23 protein-coding genes are annotated in these 26,821 nt (G+C 71.2%); 7 read left to right on the top strand and 16 right to left on the bottom strand.

Annotated elements, in window-relative coordinates; genetic code table 11:
• Positions 1 to 151 precede the first annotated feature (151 nt).
• The 3 genes from ACIF9R_RS15370 to ACIF9R_RS15360 all read left to right on the top strand — a co-directional run bounded on the left by ACIF9R_RS15370 (position 152) and on the right by ACIF9R_RS15360 (position 6,249).
• Positions 152 to 4,063 carry a glycoside hydrolase family 2 TIM barrel-domain containing protein gene (locus ACIF9R_RS15370; RefSeq protein WP_399979437.1) on the top strand — a complete coding sequence of 1,304 codons (3,912 nt, stop codon included), beginning with the start codon at positions 152 to 154 and terminating at the stop codon, positions 4,061 to 4,063.
• Between the two features lie 206 nt (positions 4,064 to 4,269).
• Positions 4,270 to 5,745 carry an AlkA N-terminal domain-containing protein gene (locus ACIF9R_RS15365; RefSeq protein WP_399979589.1) on the top strand — a complete coding sequence of 492 codons (1,476 nt, stop codon included), beginning with the start codon at positions 4,270 to 4,272 and terminating at the stop codon, positions 5,743 to 5,745.
• A 21-nt stretch (positions 5,746 to 5,766) separates the two neighbouring features.
• Complete coding sequence (locus tag ACIF9R_RS15360; RefSeq protein WP_399979434.1) at positions 5,767 to 6,249, top strand: methylated-DNA--[protein]-cysteine S-methyltransferase; 483 nt, start codon at positions 5,767 to 5,769, stop codon at positions 6,247 to 6,249.
• Here the strand turns inward: ACIF9R_RS15360 and ACIF9R_RS15355 are convergent.
• The 3 genes from ACIF9R_RS15355 to ACIF9R_RS15345 form a co-directional block, all read right to left on the bottom strand.
• On the bottom strand, positions 6,246 to 6,974 hold the full coding sequence (locus tag ACIF9R_RS15355; RefSeq protein WP_399979432.1) for an SIR2 family NAD-dependent protein deacylase: 729 nt from the start codon (positions 6,972 to 6,974) through the stop codon (positions 6,246 to 6,248). The genes ACIF9R_RS15360 and ACIF9R_RS15355 overlap by 4 nt on opposite strands.
• Positions 6,975 to 7,033: 59 nt before the next feature.
• A complete protein-coding gene (locus tag ACIF9R_RS15350; protein ID WP_399979430.1) occupies positions 7,034 to 7,537 on the bottom strand; it encodes an NUDIX domain-containing protein in 504 nt (167 codons plus the stop codon).
• 183 nt (positions 7,538 to 7,720) lie between these two features.
• Complete coding sequence (locus ACIF9R_RS15345; RefSeq protein WP_399979427.1) at positions 7,721 to 8,299, bottom strand: TetR/AcrR family transcriptional regulator; 579 nt, start codon at positions 8,297 to 8,299, stop codon at positions 7,721 to 7,723.
• Positions 8,300 to 8,390: 91 nt separating this feature from the next.
• On the opposite strand from ACIF9R_RS15345, the gene ACIF9R_RS15340 reads away from it, so the two are divergent.
• Positions 8,391 to 8,837 (top strand): anthrone oxygenase family protein, encoded by a 447-nt coding sequence (locus tag ACIF9R_RS15340; RefSeq protein ID WP_399979587.1) that lies wholly within the window; start codon positions 8,391 to 8,393, stop codon positions 8,835 to 8,837.
• Between the two features lie 14 nt (positions 8,838 to 8,851).
• Here the strand turns inward: ACIF9R_RS15340 and ACIF9R_RS15335 are convergent, their stop codons facing one another.
• The gene (locus tag ACIF9R_RS15335; protein ID WP_399979424.1) at positions 8,852 to 9,934 is read right to left on the bottom strand and encodes an ADP-ribosylglycohydrolase family protein; all 1,083 of its coding nucleotides are present in this window, start codon (positions 9,932 to 9,934) and stop codon (positions 8,852 to 8,854) included.
• 147 nt (positions 9,935 to 10,081) lie between these two features.
• On the opposite strand from ACIF9R_RS15335, the gene ACIF9R_RS15330 reads away from it, so the two are divergent.
• Complete coding sequence (locus tag ACIF9R_RS15330) at positions 10,082 to 11,257, top strand: glycerate kinase (protein ID WP_399979422.1); 1,176 nt, start codon at positions 10,082 to 10,084, stop codon at positions 11,255 to 11,257.
• A gap of 263 nt (positions 11,258 to 11,520) precedes the next feature.
• Here the strand turns inward: ACIF9R_RS15330 and pssA are convergent, their stop codons facing one another.
• From pssA to ACIF9R_RS15285, 9 genes are all read right to left on the bottom strand, one after another.
• Entirely contained in the window at positions 11,521 to 12,345 is an 825-nt protein-coding gene (gene pssA / locus ACIF9R_RS15325; protein ID WP_399979584.1) for a CDP-diacylglycerol--serine O-phosphatidyltransferase, read from the bottom strand.
• A gap of 22 nt (positions 12,346 to 12,367) precedes the next feature.
• The gene (locus tag ACIF9R_RS15320; protein WP_399979419.1) at positions 12,368 to 13,024 is read right to left on the bottom strand and encodes a phosphatidylserine decarboxylase; all 657 of its coding nucleotides are present in this window, start codon (positions 13,022 to 13,024) and stop codon (positions 12,368 to 12,370) included.
• A 170-nt stretch (positions 13,025 to 13,194) separates the two neighbouring features.
• Positions 13,195 to 14,400 carry an acyl-CoA dehydrogenase family protein gene (locus tag ACIF9R_RS15315; protein ID WP_399979416.1) on the bottom strand — a complete coding sequence of 402 codons (1,206 nt, stop codon included), beginning with the start codon at positions 14,398 to 14,400 and terminating at the stop codon, positions 13,195 to 13,197.
• 3 nt (positions 14,401 to 14,403) lie between these two features.
• A complete protein-coding gene (locus tag ACIF9R_RS15310) occupies positions 14,404 to 14,916 on the bottom strand; it encodes a MaoC family dehydratase (protein WP_123972516.1) in 513 nt (170 codons plus the stop codon).
• A 5-nt stretch (positions 14,917 to 14,921) separates the two neighbouring features.
• The gene (locus ACIF9R_RS15305; RefSeq protein WP_399979413.1) at positions 14,922 to 15,887 is read right to left on the bottom strand and encodes an HpcH/HpaI aldolase/citrate lyase family protein; all 966 of its coding nucleotides are present in this window, start codon (positions 15,885 to 15,887) and stop codon (positions 14,922 to 14,924) included.
• A complete protein-coding gene (locus tag ACIF9R_RS15300; RefSeq protein ID WP_399979410.1) occupies positions 15,884 to 17,911 on the bottom strand; it encodes a protein meaA in 2,028 nt (675 codons plus the stop codon). The genes ACIF9R_RS15305 and ACIF9R_RS15300 overlap by 4 nt, the downstream gene beginning before the upstream one ends.
• Before the next feature lie 7 nt (positions 17,912 to 17,918).
• Positions 17,919 to 19,262: a crotonyl-CoA carboxylase/reductase gene (gene ccrA / locus ACIF9R_RS15295; RefSeq protein ID WP_399979407.1), complete on the bottom strand. Its 1,344-nt coding sequence runs from the start codon at positions 19,260 to 19,262 to the stop codon at positions 17,919 to 17,921.
• A gap of 413 nt (positions 19,263 to 19,675) precedes the next feature.
• Positions 19,676 to 20,488: a TetR family transcriptional regulator gene (locus tag ACIF9R_RS15290; RefSeq protein WP_399979403.1), complete on the bottom strand. Its 813-nt coding sequence runs from the start codon at positions 20,486 to 20,488 to the stop codon at positions 19,676 to 19,678.
• A gap of 163 nt (positions 20,489 to 20,651) precedes the next feature.
• Entirely contained in the window at positions 20,652 to 22,457 is a 1,806-nt protein-coding gene (locus ACIF9R_RS15285) for a 3-hydroxyacyl-CoA dehydrogenase family protein (protein ID WP_399979400.1), read from the bottom strand.
• 355 nt (positions 22,458 to 22,812) lie between these two features.
• Here ACIF9R_RS15285 and ACIF9R_RS15280 point away from each other — a divergent pair, with 355 nt between their 5' ends.
• Positions 22,813 to 23,418: an adenylosuccinate lyase gene (locus ACIF9R_RS15280; protein ID WP_399979397.1), complete on the top strand. Its 606-nt coding sequence runs from the start codon at positions 22,813 to 22,815 to the stop codon at positions 23,416 to 23,418.
• Between the two features lie 42 nt (positions 23,419 to 23,460).
• Here the strand turns inward: ACIF9R_RS15280 and ACIF9R_RS15275 are convergent, their stop codons facing one another.
• A complete protein-coding gene (locus tag ACIF9R_RS15275) occupies positions 23,461 to 23,988 on the bottom strand; it encodes a GNAT family N-acetyltransferase (protein WP_399979395.1) in 528 nt (175 codons plus the stop codon).
• Positions 23,985 to 24,383 (bottom strand): RidA family protein, encoded by a 399-nt coding sequence (locus ACIF9R_RS15270; protein WP_399979393.1) that lies wholly within the window; start codon positions 24,381 to 24,383, stop codon positions 23,985 to 23,987. The genes ACIF9R_RS15275 and ACIF9R_RS15270 overlap by 4 nt, the downstream gene beginning before the upstream one ends.
• Positions 24,384 to 24,670: 287 nt before the next feature.
• Between ACIF9R_RS15270 and ACIF9R_RS15265 the strand changes: the two genes are divergently transcribed.
• Positions 24,671 to 25,027, top strand: coding sequence for a DUF805 domain-containing protein (locus ACIF9R_RS15265; RefSeq protein WP_399979390.1), 357 nt, complete (start codon positions 24,671 to 24,673; stop codon positions 25,025 to 25,027).
• A gap of 118 nt (positions 25,028 to 25,145) precedes the next feature.
• Here ACIF9R_RS15265 and ACIF9R_RS15260 read toward each other — a convergent pair whose 3' ends face one another.
• A complete protein-coding gene (locus ACIF9R_RS15260; protein WP_399979387.1) occupies positions 25,146 to 26,726 on the bottom strand; it encodes an alpha/beta hydrolase in 1,581 nt (526 codons plus the stop codon).
• Positions 26,727 to 26,821: the final 95 nt, after the last annotated feature.

Genomic DNA, 26,821 nt, shown 5'->3' with positions numbered 1-26,821 from the left:
TCCTAGGGTGTGGCTGGCTCAGTAGGTGCTCCGTCACCATCGGTCGTTGCCCTTGCCTGCCGCACCGTCCTCCTCCGGCGACGCGGCGAGGCGGAATCCGACCCGCCCTCAGTCCGCGCAGCGCTCTGTCGAACCGAGGAAGGCCACGGTCATGCCGCACCCCCACGTCTCACCCGCCGACCGGCCCACCCCGTCCGTCCCGCCGGTCGTCAGCCGCCGCCGTCTCCTGGAATCCGGCGCCGCCGTCCTCGGCGCCCTCGCCCTGTCCGCCGCGCCCGGCACCGCCCACGCGGCCGACCGACGGGCGACCGCGGCCGACGGGCCCCCGGAGTGGAACGACTTCGGCGTCTTCACCCTCAACACCCAGCCGCCGCACACCACCCTCATGCCGTACGCGGACGTGCGCCAGGCCCTCGCCGGCGACCGCACCCGCTCGCCCTACCGGCTGAGCCTGGACGGCACCTGGAAGTTCGCCTACGCCGACCGCCCCGAGGACCGGGACCCCGACTTCCACCGCACCGACACCGACGACAGCCACTGGGACACCGTCCCGGTCCCGTCCGTGTGGCAGCTGCACGGCCACGACTTCCCCGTCTATCTGAACATCACCTACCCGTACGGGGGGCCCAACGGCCGCGGCGAGGAACCACGTCCGCCGGCCGCCCCGACCCGCTACAACCCGGTCGGCCAGTACCGGCGCACCTTCACCGTCCCCCGCGACTGGGCGGGCCGCCGCACCTTCCTGCACTTCGAGGGCGTCAAGTCCGCGCACTACGTGTGGATCAACGGCGAACTCGTCGGCTACGACGAGGACTCCTACACGCCGTCCGAGTACGACATCACCGACCACCTCAGGCCCGGCACCAACCAGATCGCCGTGGAGGTCTACCGGTACGCCGACGGCGACTGGCTGGAGGACCAGGACATGATCCGGCTGAGCGGCATCTTCCGCTCGGTCCACCTCTATTCCACCCCGGCCGTGCACCTGCGCGACTTCAGGCTCGACACCCCGCTGAACGACACCTACACGGCCGCCGAGCTGGCGGTCACCGCGAGCGTGCGGGCGTACGGCGCCGCCGTGAGCGGCCGCTACACCGTCGAGACCCAGCTGTACGACGCGCGCGGCCACGCCGTCTGGTCCCGTCCGCTGGAGCAGACCGCCGAGCTCGCCACGGCCGGCGCCGGCGAGGACGTCACCGTACGGGCCGCGAAGGCCGTGACCGCTCCCAGGCTGTGGTCGGCCGAGCAGCCGAACCTCTACACCGCCGTCCTCAGGCTCCGCGACCCCGGCGGCACGGTGATCGAGACCCTCTCCCACCGGGTCGGCTTCCGCGAGTTCGCGATCAGGGACGGGCTGATGCGGATCAACGGCGAGCCCGCGTCCCTGCGCGGCACCAACCGCCACGAGATGCACCCCGCCCGCGGCACCGCGCTCACCCGCGCGGACCTGGTCGAGGACATCGGCATCATCAAGCGGACGAACATCAACTCCGTCCGCACCTCGCACTACCCCAACAACCCGCTGTGGTACGAACTCGCCGACGAGTACGGCCTCTACCTCGTGGACGAGACCAACCTCGAGACCCACGGCATCCGTTCCGAATACCCCGGCAGCCACCCGCAGTGGACCGCGGCCTGTGTCGCCCGCGCCCGGAACATGGTCCACCGCGACAAGAACCACCCCTCGGTGGTCATCTGGTCGCTCGGCAACGAGGCGGGCGGCGGCAGCACCTTCACCGCCATGCACGACTGGATCCGCTCCTACGACGACACCCGCGTCATCCAGTACGAGGGCGACGACCGTCCCGGCATCAGCGACATCCGCTCCCGGATGTACGAGAGCCCCGCGCGCATCGAGCAACGCGCCCGGGACACCGCCGACACCCGGCCGTACGTCATGATCGAGTACTCCCACGCGATGGGGAACTCCAACGGCAACCTCAAGAAGTACTGGGACATCGTCCGCCGCCACGACGTACTCCAGGGCGGCTGGATCTGGGACTTCGCCGACCAGTCCCTGTACACGCCCGTCCCCGCCCGCACCCTGCTCACCGAGTCGGGTCCGGCCGGCCTGCGCGGCGAGATCCTCGCCACCCGCGGCACCCTCGACCGTGACCGGGGCCTGTCCGGCATCACGGTCTTCGCACGCGACGACAGCCTCGACCTCACCGGCTCCCTGACCCTGGAGGCCTGGATCACCCCGGACGTGCTCGGCCACCACCAGCCGGTCATCGCCAAGGGCGACACCCAGTACGCGCTGAAACAGACCGACCGCAGGCTGGAGTTCTTCATCCACTCGGCGGGCCAGTGGATCGCCGCGAACTGGACCCTGCCGGACGACTGGACCGGCCGCGAGCACCATGTCGCCGGCGTCTTCGACGCCGACGCCGGCACCCTGACCCTGTACGCCGACGGCGTCCTCAGGGCCACCCGCGGCACCGACCGGCGCCCGAGCAGCAACACGGCGCCCCTCGCGCTCGCCTCGGACGCCGACAACCAGACGAGGGAGTTCAGCGGCACCATCCGCCGCGCCCGCGTCTACGCCCGCGCCCTGTCCGCCGCCGAGCTGGCCTCCGAGGGGCGCGGCCCGGGCGACGACGGCGTGCGGTTCTGGTTCGACGCCGCCACCGCCCGGACCGAGCGGAAGCGGCCCGACGCCGACCGGTTCCTCGCCTACGGCGGCGACTGGGGCGACAACCCCAACGACGGCGCGTTCGTCGCGGACGGCATCGTCACCGCCGACCGCGGGCACACCGGCAAGGCGGCCGAGGTCAAGCGCGTCTACCAGGCGATCAACGCCACCTCCGGTGACCACCCCGGTGCCGTCGCCCTCACCAACGAGTACCTGTTCACCAACCTCCGCGATTTCGACGGTCATTGGGAACTCGTCGCGGACGGCCGTGTCGTACGGCACGGACGGCTGACCCGGGACCAGCTGGACGTGCCGCCGCGGTCCGGCAAGGACATCAGCCTGCCCGTACGCCTGCCGAAGGACCCGGTCCCGGGGACCGAGTACTTCCTCCAGCTCTCCTTCACCACCAAGGAGCCCACGAAGTGGGCGAAGGCCGGCTTCGAGGTGGCCCGGCAGCAGCTTCCGCTCGACGCGGGGAGCCCGGCCGTGACGCCCCTACCCCTGGCCGGCGTTCCGGCCCTGCGGTACGAGGACCGGGAGAAGGACATCCGGATCACCGGCAGGGACTTCTCGGTCACCCTCGACCGGGGCAGCGGCACCCTCACCTCCTACGAGGCGAAAGGCGTCCGGCTGATCACCTCCGGCCCCGTGCCCAACTTCTGGCGGGCGCCCACCGACAACGATCACGGCAACGGCCAGCACCTCCGCAATCAGACCTGGCGCGACGCCGGCGCCCGGCGGAAGGTCACCGGCGTCACCGTACGGGCCCTCGGCCGGCGGGCCGTGGAGATCAAGGTCACCGGCACGCTGCCCACCACGGTGGAATCCGACTGGTCCACCACGTACACGGTGTTCGGCAACGGCGAGATCAAGGTCGACAACACCCTGCACCCGGGCGCCGGGAACCTGCCGTACCTCCCCGAGGTCGGCACCCTGCTGTTCCTGCCGCGCCGCCTGGACCGCCTGCACTACTACGGGCGCGGCCCCGAGGAGAACCACTGGGACCGCAACACCGGCACCGACGTGGGCCGTTACACCTCGACCGTGGCCGAACAGTGGACGCCCTACATCCGCCCGCAGGAGAACGGCAACAAGACCGACGTCCGCTGGGCCGCCCTGACCGACGGCAGCGGGCGCGGGCTGCTGGTGTCGGGCGAGCCCCTGGTGGAGATCAACGCCTCGCACCACACCCCGGAGGACCTGTCGGCCGGCGTCCGGCACGACTACCAGCTGACCCCACGGGACGCGGTCGTCCTGCGGGTCAACCACCGTCAGATGGGTGTCGGCGGGGACGACAGCTGGGGCGCCCACACCCACGACGAGTTCAAGCTCTTCGCCGACCGCGACTACGCGTACACCTACCGCCTGCGCCCGCTGACCGACCCGAGGGAGGCGACGGCGGCCTCGCGCCGGCCCACGGCGACCGCGTAGGCCGCGGCGTTCACGCGGACCGTCCGGGCACGGCGGGCGGCCGCGGCCCCGCCGGGGAGCCACCAGGACCGAGGTCCTCCCACCGGGGTACGCGGCCGCCGGCGCACGACGCGAACCGGGCAGCCCCAGGACACCCGACGTCGATGTCGGATTCTCGCCAGACCCGGGCACCGCCCGTGCCCGATCCTTGGGACATGCACAAGGGGATGCACACCGACACCGAGCGCTGCGTGCGCGCCGTGCGGTCGAAGGACGCGCGCTTCGACGGCTGGTTCTTCACCGCCGTCCTGACCACCGGAATCTACTGCCGGCCCAGCTGCCCGGTGGTACCGCCCAAACCCGGGAACATGGTCTTCCACCCGAGCGCGGCGGCCTGCCAGCAGGCCGGATTCCGGGCCTGCAAGCGCTGCCGCCCCGACACCAGTCCCGGCTCACCCGAGTGGAACCACCGGGCCGACCTGGTGGCCCGCGCCATGCGGCTGATCGCCGACGGCACAGTGGACCGCGAGGGGGTGACCGGCCTCGCCGGCCGGCTCGGCTACAGCCCCCGGCAGGTGGAACGCCAGTTGCTCGCCGAGCTGGGCGCGGGGCCCCTCGCGCTCGCCCGCGCCCAGCGTGCCCAGACCGCCCGGCTGCTCGTCGAGACGACGGACCTGCCGATGGCGGAGATCGCCTTCGCCGCCGGATTCACCTCCGTGCGCACCTTCAACGACACCGTGCGCGAGGTCTTCGCGCTCTCCCCGAGCGGCCTGCGCAGCCGGTCGGCGCCGCAGAACGCCGCGGCCGGCACCACCCCCGGTGTGCTGTCCCTCCGGCTGCCGTTCCGCGCCCCGCTCCACCCCGGCAACCTCTTCGGCCACCTCGCCGCGACCGCCGTACCCGGCGTGGAGGAGTGGCGGGACGGCGCCTACCGGCGCACCCTGCGGCTGCCGTACGGGCCCGGCATCGTGGCCCTCACCCCGCGCCCCGACCACATCGCCTGCCGCCTCACCCTCGGCGACACCCGCGACCTCACCGTCGCCATCAGCCGCTGCCGCCGGCTGCTCGACCTCGACGCCGACCCGGTCGCCGTCGACGAACAGCTGCGCACGGACCCGGTGCTCGCGCCCCTCGTCGACAGGGCCCCCGGCCGCCGGGTGCCGCGCACGGTCGACGAGGCGGAGTTCGCCGTCCGGGCCGTCCTCGGCCAGCAGGTCTCCACGGCCGCCGCCCGCACCCACGCGGCCCGTCTGGTCACCGCGCACGGCACACCGGTCGACGACCCCGAGGGCGGCCTCACCCACCTCTTCCCGACCCCCGCGGCGCTGGCCGCGCTCGACCCCGAGACCCTGGCCATGCCCCGCACCCGCCGCACCACCTTCACCACCCTGGTCCGCCGGCTGGCCGAGGGCGAGCTCCACCTGGGGGTCGCGAGCGACTGGCCCGAGGCCCGCGCGCGGCTCCTCGCCCTCCCGGGCTTCGGCCCCTGGACGGTGGACGTGATCGCCATGCGCGCCCTGGGCGATCCCGACGCCTTCCTCCCCACCGACCTCGGCATCCGCCGCGCCGCCCGGGAGCTGGGTCTGCCGTCCACCCCGGCCGCCCTCACCGCCCGCGCGGCGGCCTGGCGACCCTGGCGGGCGTACGCCGTGCAGTACCTGTGGGCGACGGACAGCCACCCGATCAACTTCCTCCCCGCCTGAGACACCGGGAACATGACACCGATGAAGCAGCACACCGTGATCGACAGCCCCTACGGCCCGCTGACCCTCGTCGCCGACGACGGCGTCCTGTGCGGTCTCTACATGACCGACCAGCGTCACCGCCCGCCGGAGGAGACCTTCGGCACCCCCGACGACACCCCCTTCGCCGCGGCGGAGGAACAGCTCGCTGCCTACTTCGCGGGCGAGTCGAAGGAGTTCACCCTCGAACTGCGCCTGCACGGCACCCCGTTCCAGCGCCGGGTCTGGGAACAGCTGACCCGTATCCCCTACGGCGAGACCCGCACCTACGGCCAACTCGCAGACGCCCTCGGCAGTCCCCGGGCCTCCCGAGCGGTCGGTCTGGCCAACGGCCGCAACCCGATCGGCATCATTGTGCCCTGCCACCGTGTCGTCGGCGCGAGCGGCGGCCTCACCGGGTACGGCGGCGGCCTGGACCGGAAGCGGCGCCTGCTGGACCTCGAACGCGGAACCGCCCTGTTCTAGGCGGAGATCCGGCGCAGCAGCCCGGGCAGTGCGGTACCGATCGGCTCGCGGATCACCTCGTCCGCGCGGTCGTCGTACGGGGTCGGCTCGGCGTTGACGACGATCAGACGGGCGCCGTGGTCGGCGGCCAGTCCGGCGAGCCCCGCGGCGGGGTGGACCTGGAGACTGGTGCCCACGGCGGCGAAGACGGTGCAGGCCTTGCTGATCGCCGCCGCCTCGCCGAGCACCATGGGGTCGAGCGCCTCCCCGAACATCACCGTCGCCGGCTTCAGGACGCCGCCGCACTCCCGGCACGGCGGGTCGTCCTCACCGGCGTCGACCCGGGCGAGGGCGTCCTCCATCGGACTGCGCGCCTGGCACTCGGTGCACACCACGCCGCGTACCGAGCCGTGCAGTTCGAGCACCTTGCGGTCCGGCATCCCGGCGCGCTGGTGCAGCCCGTCCACATTCTGGGTGATCACCCGCACCGCCGCCGCCCCGGACCGCTCCAGCTCGGTCACGGCGCGGTGCGCGGCGTTGGGTTCGGGGGCGCGTGCGGCGTTCTCGCGCCGCATCCGCCACGACCGGCGGCGGATCTCCGGGTCGCCCATGTAGTACGCGTACGTCACGAGCTTCTCGGCGTCGGGATCGCTTCGCCACAGTCCGTTCGGCCCGCGGTAGTCCGGGATGCCGGAGTCGGTGCTGACACCGGCACCGGTGAGGAGCGCGACGAGGGGTTTGCTCATGCGGCCGAGGGTAGGGCGCCGGGTGTCCGCGCGGCGAGCGGATTACGGCCGGGGCGGGGTCAGCGCACCCGGTGGCCGTCCTCCAGTTCCGCCGTGCCCGCGCCCTCGGCGAGGACGTCCAGCGCGGTCAGCACACGGCGCCCCAGGGAGTCCCAGAGGTACTCGGTCAGTTCCTCGCGCGACACGAGCCGCCAGGACAGCAGTTCCGACTCCTGCAACTGGATCGCCCCGAGTTCGTCCTCGCCGAGCACGCCACCGTCGTACAGGTACGCCACCAGCGGCGGCCGGCCCGGCCCCGTCACCCAGTCCACCGTGAGCAGCCGCCCCAGGGGCCGGTCGAGGCCGATCTCCTCGGCCGTCTCGCGCCGGGCCGCCTCGCGCGGGCTCTCCCCGTCGTCCGACTCGATCGTCCCGCCGGGCAGCGCCCACCCCTCCCGGTAGTTCGGCTCGACGAGCAGGACCCGTCCCTCCCCGTCACGGAAGAGAGCGGCGGCGCCGGCGAGGACACGGGGGAGGGAGGCGACGTAGGCGGCGAAGTCCTGGGTGTCCTGGGTGGTGGTCATGCGGGGAAGGGTAGCGGCGGCGCGGTGCCTCCTCCCGGGAACGGCGACCGGCTCGCAGGGCGCACCACAGCACACGCCGTCCCATGATCGGCACGGGGCGGCGCACGCGCCGGGGGTACGGGCATTCCGCCCCTTCAGGGGGCGGACGCGCCAGGGCCCCGCCGCGCCCGACGGGACGGTGGGTCAGAGCACGGAGAGACGGTCCACCAGCAGTTCCACCCTCCGCTCGGTGTCCTCCGGGGGCAGCCGTCCCGCGCGGGTCAGGGTGGCCAGCCCGTGCAGGGCGGCCCAGAACACCTCGGTGAACCGTCCCGGGTGGACGCCGTCGCCGGCGACCTCGCCGAGGCTCTCCAGCAGGGCGGCGAAGGCGTCCTTCAGGGGATCCGGGGTGTCCTCCCGCGCGAAGGCCAGGCCGCCGTCGAGCCGGAACATGGCGTCGTAGACAGCCGGGTTGTGTGCGGCGAATGCGAGGTAGGCGCGGGCGAGGGCGATGACCCGGGCACGCGGGCCGTCCGCGGCGGAGGTCGCGGCCCGCAGCGCCGTGGCCATCTCGGCGGCGCCGCTGAGGGCCACGGCGCCGATGATCTCGCGCTTGCCGCGGAAGTGGCTGTAGAGGACGGGCTGGCTGTATTCGATGCGCTCGGCGAGCCGGCGGGTGGTGACCGCGTCCCAGCCCTGCTGTTCGGCGAGTTCGCGGGCTGTCGCCACGATGAGGCGTTCGCGTTCCGCCCGTTCGCGCTGCTTGCGTTCCTGTACCGACATGATCCGATCCTAGCATCGCTAGACAATCGAGCGGCGGCAGGGCTAGCGTTGCTTCGTCAGCTAGCAGCACTAGATGTCGACAGGGGTCATCATGCTCAGCGCACTCGAGGTGTTCACCACCGTGGTCGTCGGCGTGATGGTGGGGGTGGAGTTCTCCGTCGCCTTCGTCGTCAACCCGATCCTCAACGCCCTCCCCGAGGACAGTGGCCAACTCGGCCGCGCCCACGGAGGCCGGATGCTCGGCGCCGTGATGCCGGTCTGGTACGTCGGCTCGCTCGCCCTCGTCGCGGTCTGGGCCGTCGCCGGACGACACCACGACGGCGCCGGCGTCGTCGTCACCGGCGGCGCGCTGCTGGTGCTCAGCGTGATCATGTCTCTTCTGCTGCTCGTCCCGATCAACAACCGGGGCAAGACATGGACCCCCGACAACCGGCCCGCCGACTGGAAGCAGCAGATGAACCGCTGGGACCGCTTCCACTACGTCCGTGTCGCCGTCATCGTCGCCGCCTTCACCCTGCTGGTCGCCGCCCTCGTCTGACCCGGCGCGGGTGATCAGCGCGAGGTGAGCGCCAGTCGCAGTGTGCGCTCCGCCAGTTCGCTGATCCGAGCCCCGTCGAAGCCGAAGACGGCGCTGCGGACGGTGTCCCGCAAGGGGGTGGTCCACTGGTCCGGGATCGCCGGGGCGCCGCACAGCACACCGGCCACCGAGCCCGCCGTCGCCCCGTTGGAGTCGGTGTCCAGGCCACCGCGCACCGTCAGGGCGATGGTGCGGGTGAAGTCGCCGTCGCCGTACAGCAGGCCCGCCGTGAGCACGGCCGCGTTCGGGACCGTGTGGATCCAGCCGAGGCCGGCGGTCTCCCCGGCGAGCGTGGTGAGCGTGTCCTCCCAGGCCAGCCCGGACTCGTGCAGGGAGGCCACCCGGCGCACGGTCCGGGCGAGGCGGCTGCTCGCGGGGATCACCGCCAGCGCCTCGTCGACCGCGTGCCGCACGGTGGGCGCGGTGAACGCGGCCGAGATCAGGGCCGCCGCCCACATCGCGCCGTACACGCCGTTCCCGGTGTGGGACAGCACCGCGTCCCTGCGGGCCAGGGAGGCGGCGCGGCGCGGGGCGCCGGGGGAGGTCCAACCGTGGATGTCGGCACGGATGAGGGCGCCGATCCACTCCTGGTACGGGTTCTCGTGGGTCGCCGTGAGCGGGGGCCGGAGCCCGCCCGCGAGGTTGCGGTAGGCCGCCCGTTCCGCCGTGAAGGTCTGCAGATACGGCAGCCGCAGCAGCCACAGGTCGCCCACCTGTTCGGTGCTGAAGGCGAAGCCGTGGGTCTCCAGCAGGTCCAGGCCGAGGATCGCGTAGTCGACGTCGTCGTCGCGGCAGCTGCCGTGGACGCGGCCGCGCACGCAGTACCGCCATTCGGGGCGCAGGTCGCGCGCCTCGCTCTCGGTCGGCGGCCCGGGAAGGTAGTCGGTGAGGGGGAGGGCGTCCGTCCGCCTCAGGTAGCGGTCGATGCGTTCCCGGGTCCACACCTCGCCCTGTTCGACCGGCTTGCCGAGCATGTTGCCCGCGATCCGGCCCAGCCAGCCTCCGAGGATGCGGTCGGCGAGTCCTGACTCCGTGCCCACAGCGGTCGTCGCGGTCATGGCACCGGTCTACCCGATTCCGGGCCGGGCCGCGCCGTTCCACGGGGTGGGCAGGGCGTGGCGGGGTCGGTGCCCGCCGGTTAGGGTCACAGCGGCGCCGGCTGGCCTCGCCACGCGCGCGAGGCCCGGAGAGCGAGGGGAACGCACGTGACGGACTCTGCAGGGAGCGGGCCGCGTACGACGGGGTCGGCACCGCTGCGGCGGGTACTGGTCGCCGCCGACAAGTTCAAGGGGTCGCTGACGGCCGTCGAGGTCGCCGGGCGGGTGACGGCCGGGCTGCGCCGGGTCGTACCGGATCTGGAGGTCGAGGCGCTGCCGGTGGCCGACGGCGGCGACGGCACCGTGGCCGCGGCGGTGGCGGCCGGGTTCGAGCGGCGGGAGGTACGGGTCACCGGTCCTCTCGGGGACACGGTGACCGCGGCGTACGCGCTGCGCGGTGACACGGCCGTCGTGGAGATGGCGGAGGCCAGCGGACTGCAGCGGCTGCCGGAGGGGGTGCTCGCGCCGCTCACCGCGTCGACGTACGGCTCGGGGGAACTGCTGCGGGCCGCGCTGGACGCGGGGGCGCGCAGTGTCGTGTTCGGGGTGGGCGGCAGCGCCACGACCGACGGCGGTGCGGGGATGCTGTCGGCGCTGGGGGCGCGGTTGCTGACGGCCGGGGGTGAGTCGGTGGCGCCCGGGGGAGGCGGGCTCGCCGAGCTGGCGTCCGCGGATCTGTCCGGGCTGGACCCGCGGCTGTCGTCGGTCGAACTCGTGCTCGCCAGTGACGTCGACAATCCGCTGACCGGTCCGAAGGGCGCGCCGACGGTGTACGGGCCGCAGAAGGGGGCCTCGCCGGAGGACGTGGAGACGCTGGACGCGGCGCTCGCGCACTTCGTGAAGGTGCTGGAGGGCGAGGCCGGGCCGAAGGCCCGTGAGTACGCGGCATCGCCGGGGGCGGGCGCTGCGGGGGGTGTCGGCTTCGGCGCGCTGCTGCTGGGCGCGGGGTTCCGTCCCGGTATCGAGGTCATGCTGGAGGTGCTCGGGTTCGCGCCGGCGCTGGAGCGGGCGGATCTCGTGATCACCGGGGAAGGGTCCCTGGACGAGCAGACGCTGCACGGGAAGGCCCCGGCGGGGGTCGCCGCGGCGGCGCGTGCGGCGGGCAAGGAGGTGGTCGCGGTGTGCGGACGCCTCGCGCTGGCGCCGGAGGTGCTGGGGCGGGCGGGGATCCGGCGGGCGTACGCGCTGACGGATCTCGAACCTGACGTGGCGGTGTGCGTCGCGGACGCGGGGCCGATCCTGGAGCGGACGGCGGAGCGGATCGCGCGGGACTTTCTGAGCTGAGCTTCTTTCGCCCCCGCCGCCCCTTCCCGTCCCCCTCCGGGGGCTGCGCCCCCGGACCCCCCTTCGGCCCTGAACGGGCCTCGTCCTCAATCGCCGGACGGGCTGGTGGGTGGGTGGGTCTGACGGTGCCTCTTCGGCCGGCCGGCCGAGTCGGGTGGTGGGTGGGCATGGGCGGAGCCCCCGGCAGGGGCCCCACCCGTGCCGGGTGTCAAGAAGACGGCCCCGGACCCAAACGGGTCCGGGGCCGTCACAAGGAGCCGGCGTTACGGCAGCTGCGCCGCCCGCGCCTCACGGCTCTCGCGCCGGTTGTCACGGAAGGTGTTCATCCGGCGCGCCGTGGCGAACAGCGGGATCACCGCGCCCATCACCAGCTGCAGCGCGCAACCGGCCTGCAGCAGCAGCTGACCGCTCGGGGCGTCGAACGCCCAGGCCGCCAGCAGGCCCATGCTGAGCACGATCCAGGTGAGCACCGCCACCGCGAGGATGCCCCGCGGCTTCGGGTACTCGACCCGGCTCACCATCAGCCACGCGGTACCCACGACCGCCAGCAGCGTCGCCTCGAACGGCAGCTCGAGCAGCACGATCGAGACGACCGTGAGGGCTCCGAACGGCGAGGGCATGCCCTGGAACGTGCCGTCCTTCACGGTGACGCACGAGAAGCGGGCAAGCCGCAGCACCACCGCCAACAGCACGACGATCGCGCCCACCGCCGCGACCCGCTCGTGCGCGTCGCTCGCGACCATGCCGTACACGAGCACGAAGTACGCGGGCGCCAGACCGAAGCTGATCAGGTCGGAGAGGTTGTCCAGCTCCGCGCCCATCGGCGACGACCGCAGCTTGCGGGCGACGAGGCCGTCGAACAGGTCGAAGACGGCCGCGCACAGCATGAGTATCACGGCCGTGGCCGCGCTGTTGCGGGCCATGCCCGAAGTGTCACCCGAGAGGTGCGGGATCAGGATGCCGGTGGTGGTGAAGTACACCGCCATGAAGCCGCAGGTGGCGTTGCCGAGGGTGAGGGTGTCAGCTATCGACAGGCGGAGCGAGAGGGGCATCTCCTCCTCGTCGTCCGCCTCGTCGGCCTCGGGCACCCAGCCGGCCTGTGTTTCGGGATCAATCACGGTCAATGCGAGTCACCCCAGCCACGGTCTTCTGGCCGACCTCGACGGCCACCTCCACGCCCTCGGGCAGGTAGATGTCGACGCGTGAGCCGAAGCGGATCAGACCGATGCGCTCGCCCTGCTCGACCTTGGTGCCCTGGGGCAGGTAGGGGACGATGCGGCGGGCCACCGCGCCGGCGATCTGGATCATCTCGATGTCGCCGAGCTCGGTGTCGAAGTGCCACACCACGCGCTCGTTGTTCTCGCTCTCCTTGTTGAAGGCGGGAACGAAGCCACCCGGGATGTGCTCGACAGACGTCACCGTGCCGGCCAGCGGGGCGCGGTTCACGTGGACGTTGAGCGGGCTCATGAAGATCGCGACGCGGGTGCGTCCGTCCTTCCACGGCATGATGCTCTGCACCACACCGTCGGCGGGCGAGATGACCCGGCCCTGGGCGATCTCGCGCTCGGGGTCGCGGAAGAACCACAGCATCCCCGCCGCCAGGGCGGTGGCGGGGACGGCGACGGCCTTGGCGGCGCCCGAGCGGCGGGCGCGGAGCAGGCTGACAGCTGCGGTGGCGACGGTCGGCAGGAGCCACGGCGAGGCTCCGCGCGCGAGGCGAACGCCGGCGAGGCTGTCGCGAGGTGCAGAGGTTTGGCTGTGGGGCATGGATGACCTTCGTAGCGGATGATGCCGCGCAACTGCGGGGGACGGCGGCTTTCCGGCGATCGTAGCGGCTCCGGGCCGCAACTGGGTAAGCCAGGCAACCAAGTCGACGGCCGAAGAGCGCATACGGGGTGTGATCCTCTTCTCCAAGAAAACACCCCGTATCCGGACATCTAGCCCTGGAATCGATACTCTTCGAGCAGCCGACGGCCGATGATCATTTTCTGGATCTCGGCGGTGCCTTCACCGATCAGCAGCATCGGTGCCTCCCGGTAGAGGCGCTCGATCTCGTACTCCTTGGAGAAGCCGTAGCCGCCGTGGATCCGGAAGGCGTCCTCCACGACCTCCTTGCAGTATTCGGAGGCGAGGTACTTCGCCATCCCTGCTTCAAGGTCGTTTCGTTCCCCGGAGTCCTTTTTGCGCGCTGCGTTCACCATCATGGCATGCGCGGCCTCCACCTTGGTAGCCATCTCGGCCAGCTTGAACTGGATGGCCTGGTGCTGGGCGATCGGCTTGCCGAACGTGTGACGCTGCTGGGCGTACTGGACGCCGAGCTCGAAGGCACGCTGGGCGACGCCGCAACCACGGGCCGCCACGTTGACCCGGCCGACCTCGACGCCGTCCATCATCTGGTAAAAACCTCGGCCGGTGACCCCGCCGAGCACCCGGTCGGCGGGAATCCGCAGGCCGTCCATGATGAGCTCGGTCGTGTCGACGCCCTTGTAGCCCATCTTGTCGATCTTGCCGGGGATGGTCAGGCCGGGCCGGACCTCACCGAAGCCCGGCTCCTTCTCGACCAGGAAGGTCGTCATCGATTTGTGCGGCGCCGTGCCCTCGGGGTGACCCTCGTCACTTCGCACCAGAACGGCCACGAGGGACGACGTCCCGCCGTTCGTCAGCCACATCTTCTGGCCGTTCAGGACGTACTCCTCGCCGTCCTTCACCGCCTTCGACGTGATGGCCGACACATCGGAGCCGAGGGCCGGCTCCGACATCGAGAAGGCGCCGCGGATGTCGCCGGCCGCCATGCGGGGCAGGAAGTGTTCCTTCTGTTCCTGCGTGCCGTGCTGCTTGAGCATGTACGCCACGATGAAGTGGGTGTTGATGATGCCGGACACCGACATCCAGCCGCGGGCGATCTCCTCGACGCAGAGGGCGTACGTCAGCAGGGACTCGCCCAGACCGCCGTACTCCTCGGGAATCATCAGGCCGAACAGGCCGAGTTCCTTCAGGCCGTCGACGATGGCCTGCGGGTACTCGTCACGGTGCTCCAGCTCGGTCGCGACCGGGATGATCTCCTTGTCCACGAAGTCGCGGACGGTGGAGAGGATCTCCTGCTGGACGTCGGTCAGACCGGCGGTCTGGGCGAGACGGGCCATCGCTTACTTCCCCTGTTCCTTCAGCTCGGGGCGGCCCGGCTGCTCGCCGCCGCGCTCCTTGATGTACGTCTCGGTGGGCACCATCACCTTGCGGCGGAACACGCAGACCAGCGTGCCGTCCTGCTTGTAGCCCTTGGTCTCGACGTACACGATGCCGCGGTCGTTCTTCGACTTCGACGGCCACTTGTCGAGCACCGTCGTCTGGCCGTAGACCGTGTCGCCGTGGAAGGTCGGCGCCACGTGCTTCAGCGACTCGATCTCCAGGTTGGCGATCGCCTTGCCGGAGATGTCGGGCACCGACATGCCGAGCAGCAGGGAGTAGATGTAGTTCCCGACCACCACGTTCTTGCCGAAGTCCGTCGTCTTCTCGGCGTAGTTGGTGTCCATGTGGAGCGGGTGGTGGTTCATCGTGAGGAGACAGAACAGATGGTCGTCGTACTCGGTGACCGTCTTTCCCGGCCAGTGCTTGTACGTCGCGCCGACCTCGAACTCCTCGTAGGTGCGTCCGAACTGCATCGCGCTCAGGCCTCCGGGATCTCGAACTTCGACGTGCGCCGCATGCCGGCGGCGCGTCCCTTGCCCGAGATGACCAGGGCCATCTTCCGGCTGGCCTCGTCGATCATCTCGTCGCCGAGCATCGCCGAGCCCTTCTTGCCGCCCGCCTCGGACGTGTAGTAGTCGTACGCGTCCAGGATCAGCTCGGCGTGGTCGTAGTCCTCCTGCGACGGCGAGAAGATCTCGTTGGACGCCTCGACCTGGCCGGGGTGCAGCACCCACTTGCCGTCGAAGCCGAGGGCGGCGGCGCGCTGCGCGACCTCGCGGTAGCCGTCCACGTTGCGGATCTGCAGGTAGGGGCCGTCGATCGCCTGGAGGTCGTTGGCGCGGGCGGCCATCAGGATCTTCATCAGGATGTAGTGGTAGGCGTCCGCCGGGTAGCCGGGGGGCTGCTCACCCACGACGAGGGACTTCATGTTGATGGAGGCCATGAAGTCGGCCGGGCCGAAGATGATCGTCTCGACGCGCGGGGAGGCCTGCGCGATCTCGTTGACGTTGTTCAGGCCGCGGGCGTTCTCGATCTGCGCCTCGATGCCGATCCTGCCGACCTCGAAGCCCATGGTCTTCTCGATCTGCGTCAGCAGCAGGTCGAGCGCGACGATCTGCTGGGCGTCCTGGACCTTCGGCAGCATGATGCAGTCGAGGTTCGGTCCTGCGCCCTCCACCACCGTCACGACGTCGCGGTACGTCCACTCGGTCGTCCAGTCGTTGACGCGCACGACGCGGGTCTTGCCGGTCCAGTCGCCCTCGTTGAGGAACTTCACGATGGTGTGCCGCGCCTCGGGCTTGGCGAGCGGCGCGCAGGCGTCCTCCAGGTCGAGGAAGACCTGGTCCGCGGGGAGGCCCTGGGCCTTCTCCAGGAAGCGCGGGTTCGAGCCCGGCACCGCCAGGCAGGAACGCCGCGGACGGAGACGGTTGACAGGCGTGGTCATGCGGGGACCTCCAGGGGGTCGAGCTTGTTCGCGTTGCGGATCTCGTCGACGATGCGGCCGATGATCCCGGTGATGTCGAAGTCCTTCGGGGTGAAGACCGCGGCCACTCCGGCGGCCCGCAGCTGTTCGGCGTCACCGCTGGGGATGATGCCACCGGCGATCACCGGTATGTCCGTGGCACCCGCCACACGGAGCCGGTCCAGCACGTCCGGCACGAGCTGCGCGTGCGAGCCGGACAGGATGGACAGGCCGACCGCGTGCACGTCCTCCGCGAGTGCGGCGTCCACGATCTGCTCCGGGGTGAGCCGGATGCCCTGGTAGACCACCTCGAACCCGGCGTCGCGGGCCCGCACGGCGATCTGCTCGGCACCGTTGGAGTGCCCGTCCAGGCCCGGCTTGCCGACCAGGAAGCGCAGCTTGCCCACACCGAGGTCGCCGGCCGTCCGTTCCACCTTGCGGCGGACCTCCGACAGGGCGGAGCCGGGCTCGGCGGCGACCGCCACCGGGGCGGAGGAGACACCGGTCGGCGCCCGGAACTCCCCGAACACCTCGCGCAGGGCCCCGGCCCACTCGCCGGTGGTGACACCGGCGCGGGCGCACTCCAGGGTGGCCTCCATGAGGTTGGCGGTGCCCTTCGCGGCCTCCTTCAGCCGCTCCAGCGCCTTGCAGGGACGTGGGTGGTTGAACGGCGGCTGGTAGCGGGTGTCGCGCCAGTTCTGCAGCGAGGCGATGACCCGGGCCTCCACCGCGGGGTCGACCGTCTGGATCGCGGTGTCCAGATCGGCCGTCAGCGGGTTCGGCTCGGTGCTCTCGAAGGCGTTCACACCGATGATCTTCTCGTCCCCGGACTCGATCCGGGCGCGGCGCGCGGCGTGCGAGGAGACCAGCTGGGACTTGAGGTAGCCGGACTCGACGGCGGCCATCGCACCGCCCATCTCCTCGATCCGCTCCATCTCCGCGAACGAGTCCGCGACCAGCTGCTCCACCTTCGCCTCGATCACCTTCGAGCCCTCGAAGATGTCGTCGTACTCCAGCAGGTCGCTCTCGTAGGCGAGGACCTGCTGGATGCGCAGCGACCACTGCTGGTCCCAGGGGCGGGGCAGGCCCAGCGCCTCGTTCCAGGCCGGCAGCTGCACGGCACGCGCGCGGGCGTCCTTGGAGAGGGTGACGGCCAGCATCTCCAGGACGATCCGCTGGACGTTGTTCTCCGGCTGGGCTTCCGTCAGGCCGAGGGAGTTGACCTGCACGCCGTAGCGGAAGCGGCGGTGCTTGGGGTTCTCGATGCCGTACCGCTCACGGGTGACCCGGTCCCAGATGCGGCCGAACGCGCGCATCTTGCACATCTCCTCGACGAAGCGGACGCCCGCGTTGACGAAGAAGGAGATGCGGCCGACCACGTCGTCCATGCGCTCCTGCGGCACCTGGCCGCTGTCGCGCACCGCGTCGAGCACGGCGATGGCGGTGGACATCGCGTACGCGATCTCCTGCACCGGTGTGGCCCCGGCCTCCTGCAGGTGGTAGCTGCAGATGTTGATCGGGTTCCACTTCGGGATGTGGGAGACCGTGTACGCGATCATGTCCGTCGTCAGGCGGAGCGACGGGCCCGGCGGGAAGACGTGCGTCCCCCGGGACAGGTACTCCTTGACGATGTCGTTCTGGGTGGTCCCCTGGAGCTGGGTGATGTCCGCGCCCTGCTCCTCGGCGACGACCTGGTACAGCGCCAGCAGCCACATGGCGGTGGCGTTGATCGTCATCGAGGTGTTCATCTGCTCCAGGGGGATGTCCTGGAACAGCCGGCGCATGTCACCGAGGTGGGCCACCGGCACCCCGACCCGTCCGACCTCGCCGCGGGCGAGGATGTGGTCGGAGTCGTAGCCGGTCTGGGTCGGCAGGTCGAAGGCGACCGACAGTCCCGTCTGCCCCTTGGCGAGGTTGCGCCGGTACAGCTCGTTGGACGCCTCGGCCGTGGAGTGACCGGCGTACGTGCGCATGAGCCACGGCCGGTCCTTCTGACGCTCACTCATGTGGACCTCAGATGTTCCGGAAGCGGTTGATGGCGTCGATGTGCCGTGCGCGCTTGACGTGGTCGCGCACGCCCAGGCCCTCCTCGGGCGCCAGGCACAGCACACCGACCTTGCCCTGGTGGGCGTTGCGGTGCACGTCGTGGGCGGCCTGGCCGGTGTCCTCCAGGGAGTACACCTTCGACAGGGTCGGGTGGATCTTGCCCTTCGCGACCAGCCGGTTGGCCTCCCAGGCCTCGCGGTAGTTGGCGAAGTGCGAGCCGATGATGCTCTTCAGCGACATCCACAGGTAGCGGTTGTCGTACTCGTGGTTGTAGCCCGAGGTGGAGGCGCAGGTGACGATGGTGCCGCCCTTCCTCGTCACATAGACGCTCGCGCCGAAGGTCTCCCGGCCCGGGTGCTCGAAGACGATGTCGACGTCCTCGCCGCCGGTGAGTTCACGGATGCGCTTGCCGAACCGCTTCCACTCGCGCGGGTCCTGGGTGTGCTCGTCCTTCCAGAACTTGTAGCCCTCGGCGTTGCGGTCGATGATCGCCTCGGCGCCCATCGACCGGCAGATGTCCGCCTTCTGGTCGCTGGAGACGACACAGATCGGGTTGGCGCCGCCGGCCAGCGCGAACTGGGTGGCGTAGGAACCGAGTCCGCCGCTCGCGCCCCAGATGAGCACGTTGTCGCCCTGCTTCATGCCGGCGCCGTTGCGGGACACCAGTTGCCGGTACGCGGTGGAGTTGACCAGACCCGGGGCGGCGGCCTCCTCCCAGCTGAGGTGGTCCGGCTTGGGCATCAGCTGGTTGGACTTCACCAGCGCGATCTCCGCCAGACCGCCGAAGTTGGTCTCGAAGCCCCAGATGCGCTGCTCGGGGTCGAGCATCGTGTCGTTGTGGCCGTCGCTGGACTCCAGCTCGACGGAGAGACAGTGGGCGACGACCTCGTCACCGGGCCGCCAGGCGTTGACGCCGGGGCCGGTGCGCAGCACGACGCCCGCGAGGTCGGAGCCGATGACGTGATACGGCAGGTCGTGGCGCTTGGTGAGCTCACTGAGCCGGCCGTAGCGCTCCAGGAAGCCGAAGGTGGACAGCGGCTCGAAGATCGAGGTCCACACCGAGTTGTAGTTGACCGAGGAGGCCATGACGGCCACCAGGGCCTCGCCCGGGCCGAGTTCGGGCAGCGGCACGTCGTCCAGGTGGAGCGACTTGCGCGGGTCCTTGTCGCGGGTCTCGAGGCCCGCGAACATCTCCGTCTCGTCCTTGTGCACGGTGATCGCGCGGTACGACTCGGGAAGCTGCAGGGCGGCGAAGTCCTCCGACGTGGAGTCGGGCGACTGGATCGCGGCCAGGATGTCCTTGACGGTCACGGTGTTGCCTCCGGCGATGAGCGCCCTGAGGGAGGGGCGCTGAGGGTTACGTCGGTGTGCTGCTGAGGGTTGGGGGGTGCCGTCGGTTCGGCGGTGGTGCTTCGGCAGCGCGTGGTGTGCGCGGGAGGGTGCCTGTGACGCAGGCGTCCGGACGTGCGGGCGGTGGGCCCGCCGGGACTCGCCCGGACTCCTTCAACGTATGGCACGCCGTGTCATCCGGCAAGGCACGGAGTGCCAGAACTTGAGCTCAGGTGAAATCTTTACCCATCAGATGAGCGATGATCGATCGAACGTCCCCGGAAACGGGTGAGAAAAGGGGCCCTGACATGGCAAAACGGCCACCCGGTGGGGTGGCCGTCATCACAGCGGGGAGCGGTCCGCCGAGGGGCGTCGCGTGCTCCCCGGCGGGCTGTTCAGCGCTCCTTGAGCGCCTGCTCGATGGTCCGCATCACCTCGTCCAGCGGCGCGTCCACGTGGGCGACCGTCACCAGGACCTCACCGTGGGCCGACGCCGAGGCGGCCGGCGGCCTCGGGGGCGCGGTGCGCCGGCCCGCCATGATCCCGCTGCCGAAGGTCTTGCGGACGATCGCGAAGGCGTGGTCCAGCTGGGCCTCCACATCGCCCTGGCCGCCCGCCCTGAGCCAGCGCCGCAGCACATGGTTGTGCGCGGTGACCACCGCGGAGGCCGCCACCTCCGCCAGCAGCGGATCGTCGTTGGCGTCGTCGTCCTGCGCGTGCTCGTCGAAGTGGCCGAGCAGATAGCGGGTGAAGAGCCGCTCGTAGCGGGCCACCGACGCGATCTCGGCCTCGCGCAGGGTGGGCACCTCGCGCGTCAGCTTGTAGCGGGCCACCGAGATCTCCGGCCGCGCCGCGTACATCCTCATGACCTCTTTGATGCCGCGGCACACCGTGTCCAGCGGATGCTCGTGCGCGGGCGCGGCGTTGAGCACCGCCTCGGCGCGCACCAGGGTGTCGTCGTGGTCGGGGAAGATCGCCTCTTCCTTGGAGCGGAAGTGGCGGAAGAAGGTGCGGCGGGCGACCCCGGCGGTGGCCGCGATCTCGTCGACGGTGGTGGCCTCGTACCCCTTCGTCGCGAACAGTTCCATCGCGGCGGCTGCCAGTTCCCGGCGCATTTTCAGCCGCTGGGCGGCGGCACGAGAGCCTGCGGCTCTCTCCGGCGGCTCGGTCGTGGCTGACGTACGTACGGACTTGGCGGGCTGGGACATGCCCCGAACGTACTGCATGTGCGCAGCTCGATGCGCGTGAGAGGGGTTTCCCCCGCCCTCTCCGGGCGGGGGAGGGGCGCTGCGGGCGGGCGGAGCGAACCGGTCGGGGTCCAGCAGCCCGCCCCACTCCGCGCCGCCCTCGGACCGGTCGCCGGCGCGCGCCTCAGCGCTTGGCATATTCGCGGAAGCCACGGCCGGTCTTGCGGCCGAGGCAGCCCGCGGCCACCAGGTGCTCCAGCAGCGGCGCCGGGGCCAGCCCCGGGTCGCGGAACTCGCGGTGCAGGACCTTCTCGATGGCGAGCGAGACATCCAGCCCGACCACGTCCAGCAGCTCGAAGGGCCCCATCGGGTAGCCGCCGCCCAGCTTCATCGCGGCGTCGATGTCGTCCAGGGAGGCGTAGTGCTCCTGCACCATCTTGATCGCGTTGTTCAGGTACGGGAACAGCAGCGCGTTCACGATGAACCCGGCCCGGTCGCCGCAGTCCACGGCGTGCTTGCGGATCGTGCCGCAGACCTCGCGCACGGTGGCGTGGACGTCGTCGGCCGTCAGCACCGTACGCACCACCTCGACCAGCTTCATGGCCGGCGCGGGGTTGAAGAAGTGCATGCCGATCACGTCCTCGGGACGCGAGGTGGCACGGGCGCAGGCGACGACCGGGAGGGAGGAGGTGGTGGTGGCGAGCACGGCGCCCGGCTTGCAGACCTTGTCCAGCGTGGCGAACAGCTGCCGCTTGACCTCCAGGTCCTCGGCCACCGCCTCGACCGCGAGATCCACGTCGGCGAAGTCGTCGTAGGTGCCCGTCGCACGGACCCGCTCCAGGGCCTGCGCGGCGGCCTCGGCGCTCATCCGGCCCTTGTCCACCGAGCGTGCCAGGGACTTCCCGATCCGGGCCTTGGCGCTCCGGGCCTTCTCCTCGCTGCGGGCGGCCAGGACCACCTCGTAGCCCGCCTTGGCGAACACCTCGGCGATCCCCGAGGCCATGGTGCCCGAGCCCGCGACACCCACCGAACGCACCGTGCGGCCCTCGGCGGCGAATATGTCCTCGCGCGGGGTGAGGGCGTCGGTCACGACCGTCCCGCTGCCCGGCGCCTCGTACGTGTAGAAACCACGCCCCGCCTTGCGGCCGGTCAGGCCCGCCTCGCTGAGCTGCTTGAGCACCGGGGCCGGCGCGTGCAGCCGGTCCCGGGACTCGGCGTACATGGCCTCCAGGACCGTGCGCGCGGTGTCGATGCCGATCAGGTCGAGCAGCGCCAGCGGGCCCATGGGCAGTCCGCAGCCCAGGCGCATCGCGGCGTCGATGTCCTCACGGGAGGCGTAGTTGGCCTCGTACATCGCGGCGGCCTGGTTGAGGTAGCCGAACAGCAGGCCGTCGGCGACGAATCCGGGCCGGTCGCCGACCGCCACGGGCTCCTTGCCCAGGTCCAGGGCGAGATCGGTGACGGCCGTGACGGCCGCGGGGGCGGTCAGCACCGAGGAGACGATCTCCACCAGCTTCATCGCGGGCGCCGGGTTGAAGAAGTGCATGCCCAGCACCCGCTCGGGGTGGGCGGAGTCGGCGGCGAGCCGGGTGACGGACAGGGCGTTGGTGCCGGTCGCCAGGATGGTCTCCGGCCGCACGATGCCGTCGAGTTCACGGAAGATCTGGTGCTTGATCCCGTACGACTCCGGGGCCACCTCGATCACCAGATCGGCGTCGGCGGCGGCCGTGAGAGCGGTGGAGGTGGTGACGCGGGCGAGGAGGTCCGCGCGCTGCCGCTCGGTCAGCCGTCCGCGCTCCACGGCGCGGGTGGTGGAGGCCTCCAGGGCGGCGACGCACTTCGCCGCCTGGGCTTCGCTGATGTCGATGCCGACGACATCGCGGCCGGCCGCGGCCAGGACCTCGGCGATGCCGGTGCCCATCGTGCCGAGGCCGACCACGGCGACGGTCCGGAGCGGGGACAGAGGGGTGTCGGACAGGGGAGTGGCCATCGCGGGACTCCAGGAATGAGGGTGACGACGGGAGACACGCCCTGGTGCGCCGAAGGGCGCACCAGGGGCGTGCGGGATGCGGGTGTGGAACGGGCTGCGAGCGCACACGCCCGGTGCCGCCGCGAAACACGGCGGTGGATCCGACCGGCCCTGTCCCGGGGCCGAGCCGTACTGCGGTACAACGGGGTACCGAACCGACTGCGACTCACGCCGGCCGCGTCACCAGACCGCCGTGAGGAGGGTCGCGAGTGGGTAACTCGCTCGTCTGAGCTTAACCAGTGGGTAACGAGCGCGCCAGTCCCCGGGTTTGTGATGTACGTCCCGCGTACCCCGCCCGGCCCCTAATCTCTGGGGCATGGACGAAGAGTTGCGATCGCTCACGGAGCGCTTACGGACGGAGTCGGGCGGATCGGCTGCGTACGGCCGTCTCCTGGCCGCGGACGACCCCGACATCCTGGCCGATGTCCTCACCGAGCCGGGGCAGCCGCTGTGGGCGCGGGAACTGGCCGCGTTCCGGCTGGGACTGGCCGGGGACCGGCGGGCCTTCGAGGCGCTCGTCCTCCTCCTCAACCACCGTGACCCGCCGCGCTGCGCCGCAGCCGCCCACGCCCTGGCCCGCCTCGGCGACCCGCGCACCGCCCGCGCCGCCGCCGCCCTCGCCACCAACGAACTCCGTGTCGCCTACGCCCTGCACCCGGTCCGCCTGCTGGCCCGACTGCGCGCCCCCGAGGCCGTACCGGCCCTGATCACCACCCTGCGGCGCAGGCTGCGTCCGCACGACCCCTACCGCCGGATCGCGCTCGCCTGCGTGGAAGGGCTCGGCGAACTCGGCGACCCGCGCGCCGAACCCGTACTGAACGAGGCCCTCGCCCACCCGGCACTGGCGGAGGCGGCGGTGCACGCCCTGGCCCGGATTCCACGGCAGGGGGCCGGCCGGGGCCGGATCCCCGGACAGCGCTGAGGCCCGTCGCGAAGGTGACGCCTGCCGCACCGGGCGCCGCCGTCAGCCGGCGAGTTCCTTCACATACCGGACCTCGGGCACCGTCACCCCGCCCACCTCGAAGGGCTCCTCGGTACCGTCCGCGCCGAACCCCGCGCGCTCGTAGAAACGGCGGGCGCGGACGTTGTCCCTGAGGACCCACAGGTACATGCGCGGGTGGCCGGAGGTGGCGCAGCGGTGGATCGCCTCGGTCAGCAGGGTCCGTCCCACGCCCCGGCCGATGCGCTCGGGAGGCACATAGAGGGCGTACAGCTCGGCGTCCCCGGTGCGTACCTCGCCGTCCCGGTACGGGCCGAACGCGGCCCATCCCGCGAGGTCGCCGCCCTCCGACTCGGCGACCAGGTCGACCCCGCTGCGCTCGTCCGCCAGCAGGCGTGCGCGATGCCGCTCGGCGTCCGCCCCGATGTCGAGACCGTCGAGGTACGACTGCGGGACGAGACCCCGGTACGCGTGCTGCCACCCGCGGATCCGGATCCCGGCGACGCCCTCGCAGTCACCGGCGGTCATGGACCGCAGCAGCAACCCGCTCATACGGCCGTCACCGCGAGGGCCTCGATCTCCATCAGGAACTCCGGGCGGACCAGCCCGGAGACCTGCACGGCGGACGCGGCCGGCAGCCGGTCGTCCGGTATGTGCTCGGCGCGGGCCGCGCGGATGGCCGGCAGGTGTGCCATGTCCGTCACGAAGAAGGTGAGCTTCACGACGTCGTCGAAGGTCGCCCCGGCGGCCGCGAGGCAGCGTCGCAGATTGTCGAACACCTGGCGGGCCTGCGCCCCGGCGTCACCCTCGCCGACGATGTCGCCCTTCTCGTCCAGGGCGAGCTGACCGGAGACGGCGACGAAGCGGCCCGTGCCCGCCACCACATGGGTGTACTGGGCGGCGGGCGCGACGCCGTCGGGGGCGGGGACGCGGGTCAGGTGGCTCATGTGCTCATCATGGACCACGGGTACGACATCCCGCCCCCGACGGAGCGTCAGGCCGTGGGGCGGCAGGCACGAACTGCCACCGGACGCCGCAACCAACGTGTCCCGCCCCCCACTTCGCAGCGCGTGTTCACAGCGCGTGTCCCACCGTCGATGTTGGCGTGAATTCGTCGTCGGATAACGGATCAGCACAGGCCACCCAACTTGTTGACCTGCCTCGATCAAGGCGCGTAGATTCCCCGCTGGCTTGATTCATTCGCTCAAGTCTTCGTACATCCCTGGGGGGATCCATGAACTTCTACCTGGACGTCATCAAGAAGTACGCCGTGTTCACCGGGCGGGCCCGCCGCCAGGAGTACTGGATGTTCTTCCTGTTCAACATCGGCATCAGCATCGTGCTGTCGATCATCGACGCCGTCGCCCTGGGCACCAACGTCCTCGGCCTGCTCTACGCCCTTGCCGTCTTCCTGCCGAACCTCGGCGTCACCATCCGCCGCCTGCACGACACGGGCCGCTCGGGCTGGTGGATCCTCATCGGTCTCATCCCGCTGGTCGGCGTGATCGTCCTCATCGTCTTCCTGGCGACCGAGGGCAGCCAGGCCGGCGACAAGTACGGCCCCAACCCGAAGTACGCCCCGACGGCCTGACATCGGTTCGTCACCCTGCTCATACGGTGCCCGTCGGCCAAGCGCTGACGGGCGCCGTCACATGAGATCGGCGCCTGCCGCGCGACGCCCGGCACGTACTCGCGCCGCACCGGCCGCCTCAGCCCCGGAAGCCGAGCAGGCCGTGCAGGGTCGAGCCGCGGGCCGTGCTCGGGGCGGCCCTGGACGTCAGCGGCTTCGGGTCGGGCAGCGCCGCGCACACCGCGTCGGCCTCGCCACGGCCTCCGCGCGGCACGGTCCCGTCCGCCAGATAGGCCGCCAGATGCCGGTCCAGACAGGCGTTCCCGCTCAAGGTGATGCCATGATTCCCGCTGCCCGACTCGACCACCAGGCTGGAGCCCGCCAGCAGCCGGTGCACGGAGACACCGCCCTGGTACGGGGTCGCCGCGTCGTCCGTCGCCTGGAACAGCAGCGCCGGCGGCAGTTCGCTGTTGCCGATGCGCTCCGGGCGCAGGGACTCGGTCGGCCAGAACGCGCACGGCGCGTTGTACCAGGCGTTGTTCCAGGCCATGAACGGCGCCCGCTCGTACATCTCCCAGGTGTCCTTGCGCCACTGCCCCCAGTCACGGGGCCAGGAGGCGTCCCGGCACTCGACGGCCGTGTAGACGCTGTAGCCGTTGTCGCCCGAGGCGTCGTTCGCGCCGAAGTTCTCGTACGCCTCGATCAGCGGCCCGTCGTCCTCGTCGTTCACGTACGACGCGAACGCCTCCGCGAGATAGGGCCAGTAGCCGTTGTAGTAGCCGCCCGGGATGTAGGTGTCCTCCAGCTCGGCGGCGCCCACCTTGCCGCCGGCCGGCTCCTTCTTCAGCCCCGCGCGCATCGCGTACCACGCGGCCTCGATCTTCTCCGCGTCGGTGCCGAGACGGTACGTCGAGTCGTGCTTGGCCACCCAGTCCATGAAGGCCCGGTGGCGGGCGTTGAAGGTGTGATTCTGGTTCAGATTGGCGTCGTACCAGACCTCGGTGGGGTCGACCACCGAGTCCAGGACCAGCCGTCGCACCCGCTGCGGGAACAGTGTGGCGTAGACGGCGCCCAGGTAGGTGCCGTAGGAGTAACCGAAGTAGTTGATCCTCTTCGTGCCGAGCGCCTGCCGGATCACCTCCATGTCGCGCACCGTGGCGCCCGTGTTGATGTGCGGCAGCAGATCCCCGTACTTCCTGCCGCAGGCCTCGGCGAAGGACTTCGCGCGCTCGAGGCCCGCCCGCTCCACCTCGGGCGACGTGGGCACCGGATCGGGGCGCACCGGCCCGAAGTGATCCGGCGCGCAGTCCAGCGCCGGCTCGCTCGAGCCGACCCCGCGCGGGTCGAAGCCGATGACGTCGTACTGGGCGGCCACCTTCTTCGGCAGTGACGCCGCCACGAACCCGGCCAGCGTCAGTCCGCTGCCGCCGGGACCGCCCGGGTTGACCAGCAGGGGCCCCTGGTACTTCTTCGCGGTGTGCGGGACGCGGGACAGCGCGAGGGTGATCGTCCGCCCGGTGGGATCGGAATGGTCGAGCGGCACGTCGACGGAGGCGCACTGCAGCGTCGGATAGTCGTCGGTGGCGCACTTCTGCCACGCGGGCTTCGCGGCGTGAAAGGGTTCCGCCGCGCGCGGTGTGCCGGCCTCGGCGGGGACGGCCGTGACACTTCCGGCCAGGACGACGGCGGCACCACACAGCACGGCTGCGCGTTTTCTCATGGGTCCTCCCAGGACGGAGGTGCTGCGGGCCGCGAGGCTCACGGCCCAGCGGCATCGTCCCGACCTGGGATCCCACAGGAACGCGTTCCCTCGAT

It is taken from the genome of Streptomyces sp. NPDC086080 (genome assembly GCF_044540255.1).
GTDB lineage: Bacteria > Actinomycetota > Actinomycetes > Streptomycetales > Streptomycetaceae > Streptomyces.
The sequence above is the reverse complement of the archived record's forward strand: the minus strand, read 5'-3'. Positions and strand labels throughout refer to the sequence as shown.

Excerpts from the sequence above, each read along its gene's own strand:
- ACIF9R_RS15280 (WP_399979397.1), top strand. The coding sequence starts at position 22,813 with ATGGACGAAGAGTTGCGATCGCTCACGGAGCGCTTACGGACGGAGTCG.
- ACIF9R_RS15305 (WP_399979413.1), bottom strand. The coding sequence starts at position 15,887 with ATGACCACGCCTGTCAACCGTCTCCGTCCGCGGCGTTCCTGCCTGGCG.
- ACIF9R_RS15350 (WP_399979430.1), bottom strand. The coding sequence starts at position 7,537 with ATGACCACCACCCAGGACACCCAGGACTTCGCCGCCTACGTCGCCTCC.
- ACIF9R_RS15275 (WP_399979395.1), bottom strand. The coding sequence starts at position 23,988 with ATGAGCGGGTTGCTGCTGCGGTCCATGACCGCCGGTGACTGCGAGGGC.
- ACIF9R_RS15360 (WP_399979434.1), top strand. The coding sequence starts at position 5,767 with ATGAAGCAGCACACCGTGATCGACAGCCCCTACGGCCCGCTGACCCTC.
- ACIF9R_RS15285 (WP_399979400.1), bottom strand. The coding sequence starts at position 22,457 with ATGGCCACTCCCCTGTCCGACACCCCTCTGTCCCCGCTCCGGACCGTC.
- ACIF9R_RS15300 (WP_399979410.1), bottom strand. The coding sequence starts at position 17,911 with ATGAGTGAGCGTCAGAAGGACCGGCCGTGGCTCATGCGCACGTACGCC.
- ACIF9R_RS15365 (WP_399979589.1), top strand. The coding sequence starts at position 4,270 with ATGCACACCGACACCGAGCGCTGCGTGCGCGCCGTGCGGTCGAAGGAC.
- ACIF9R_RS15370 (WP_399979437.1), top strand. The coding sequence starts at position 152 with ATGCCGCACCCCCACGTCTCACCCGCCGACCGGCCCACCCCGTCCGTC.
- ACIF9R_RS15335 (WP_399979424.1), bottom strand. The coding sequence starts at position 9,934 with ATGACCGCGACGACCGCTGTGGGCACGGAGTCAGGACTCGCCGACCGC.
- ACIF9R_RS15265 (WP_399979390.1), top strand. The coding sequence starts at position 24,671 with ATGAACTTCTACCTGGACGTCATCAAGAAGTACGCCGTGTTCACCGGG.
- ACIF9R_RS15270 (WP_399979393.1), bottom strand. The coding sequence starts at position 24,383 with ATGAGCCACCTGACCCGCGTCCCCGCCCCCGACGGCGTCGCGCCCGCC.
- ACIF9R_RS15320 (WP_399979419.1), bottom strand. The coding sequence starts at position 13,024 with ATGCCCCACAGCCAAACCTCTGCACCTCGCGACAGCCTCGCCGGCGTT.
- ACIF9R_RS15355 (WP_399979432.1), bottom strand. The coding sequence starts at position 6,974 with ATGAGCAAACCCCTCGTCGCGCTCCTCACCGGTGCCGGTGTCAGCACC.
- ACIF9R_RS15290 (WP_399979403.1), bottom strand. The coding sequence starts at position 20,488 with ATGTCCCAGCCCGCCAAGTCCGTACGTACGTCAGCCACGACCGAGCCG.
- ACIF9R_RS15340 (WP_399979587.1), top strand. The coding sequence starts at position 8,391 with ATGCTCAGCGCACTCGAGGTGTTCACCACCGTGGTCGTCGGCGTGATG.
- ACIF9R_RS15315 (WP_399979416.1), bottom strand. The coding sequence starts at position 14,400 with ATGGCCCGTCTCGCCCAGACCGCCGGTCTGACCGACGTCCAGCAGGAG.
- ACIF9R_RS15345 (WP_399979427.1), bottom strand. The coding sequence starts at position 8,299 with ATGTCGGTACAGGAACGCAAGCAGCGCGAACGGGCGGAACGCGAACGC.
- ACIF9R_RS15310 (WP_123972516.1), bottom strand. The coding sequence starts at position 14,916 with ATGCAGTTCGGACGCACCTACGAGGAGTTCGAGGTCGGCGCGACGTAC.
- ACIF9R_RS15260 (WP_399979387.1), bottom strand. The coding sequence starts at position 26,726 with ATGAGAAAACGCGCAGCCGTGCTGTGTGGTGCCGCCGTCGTCCTGGCC.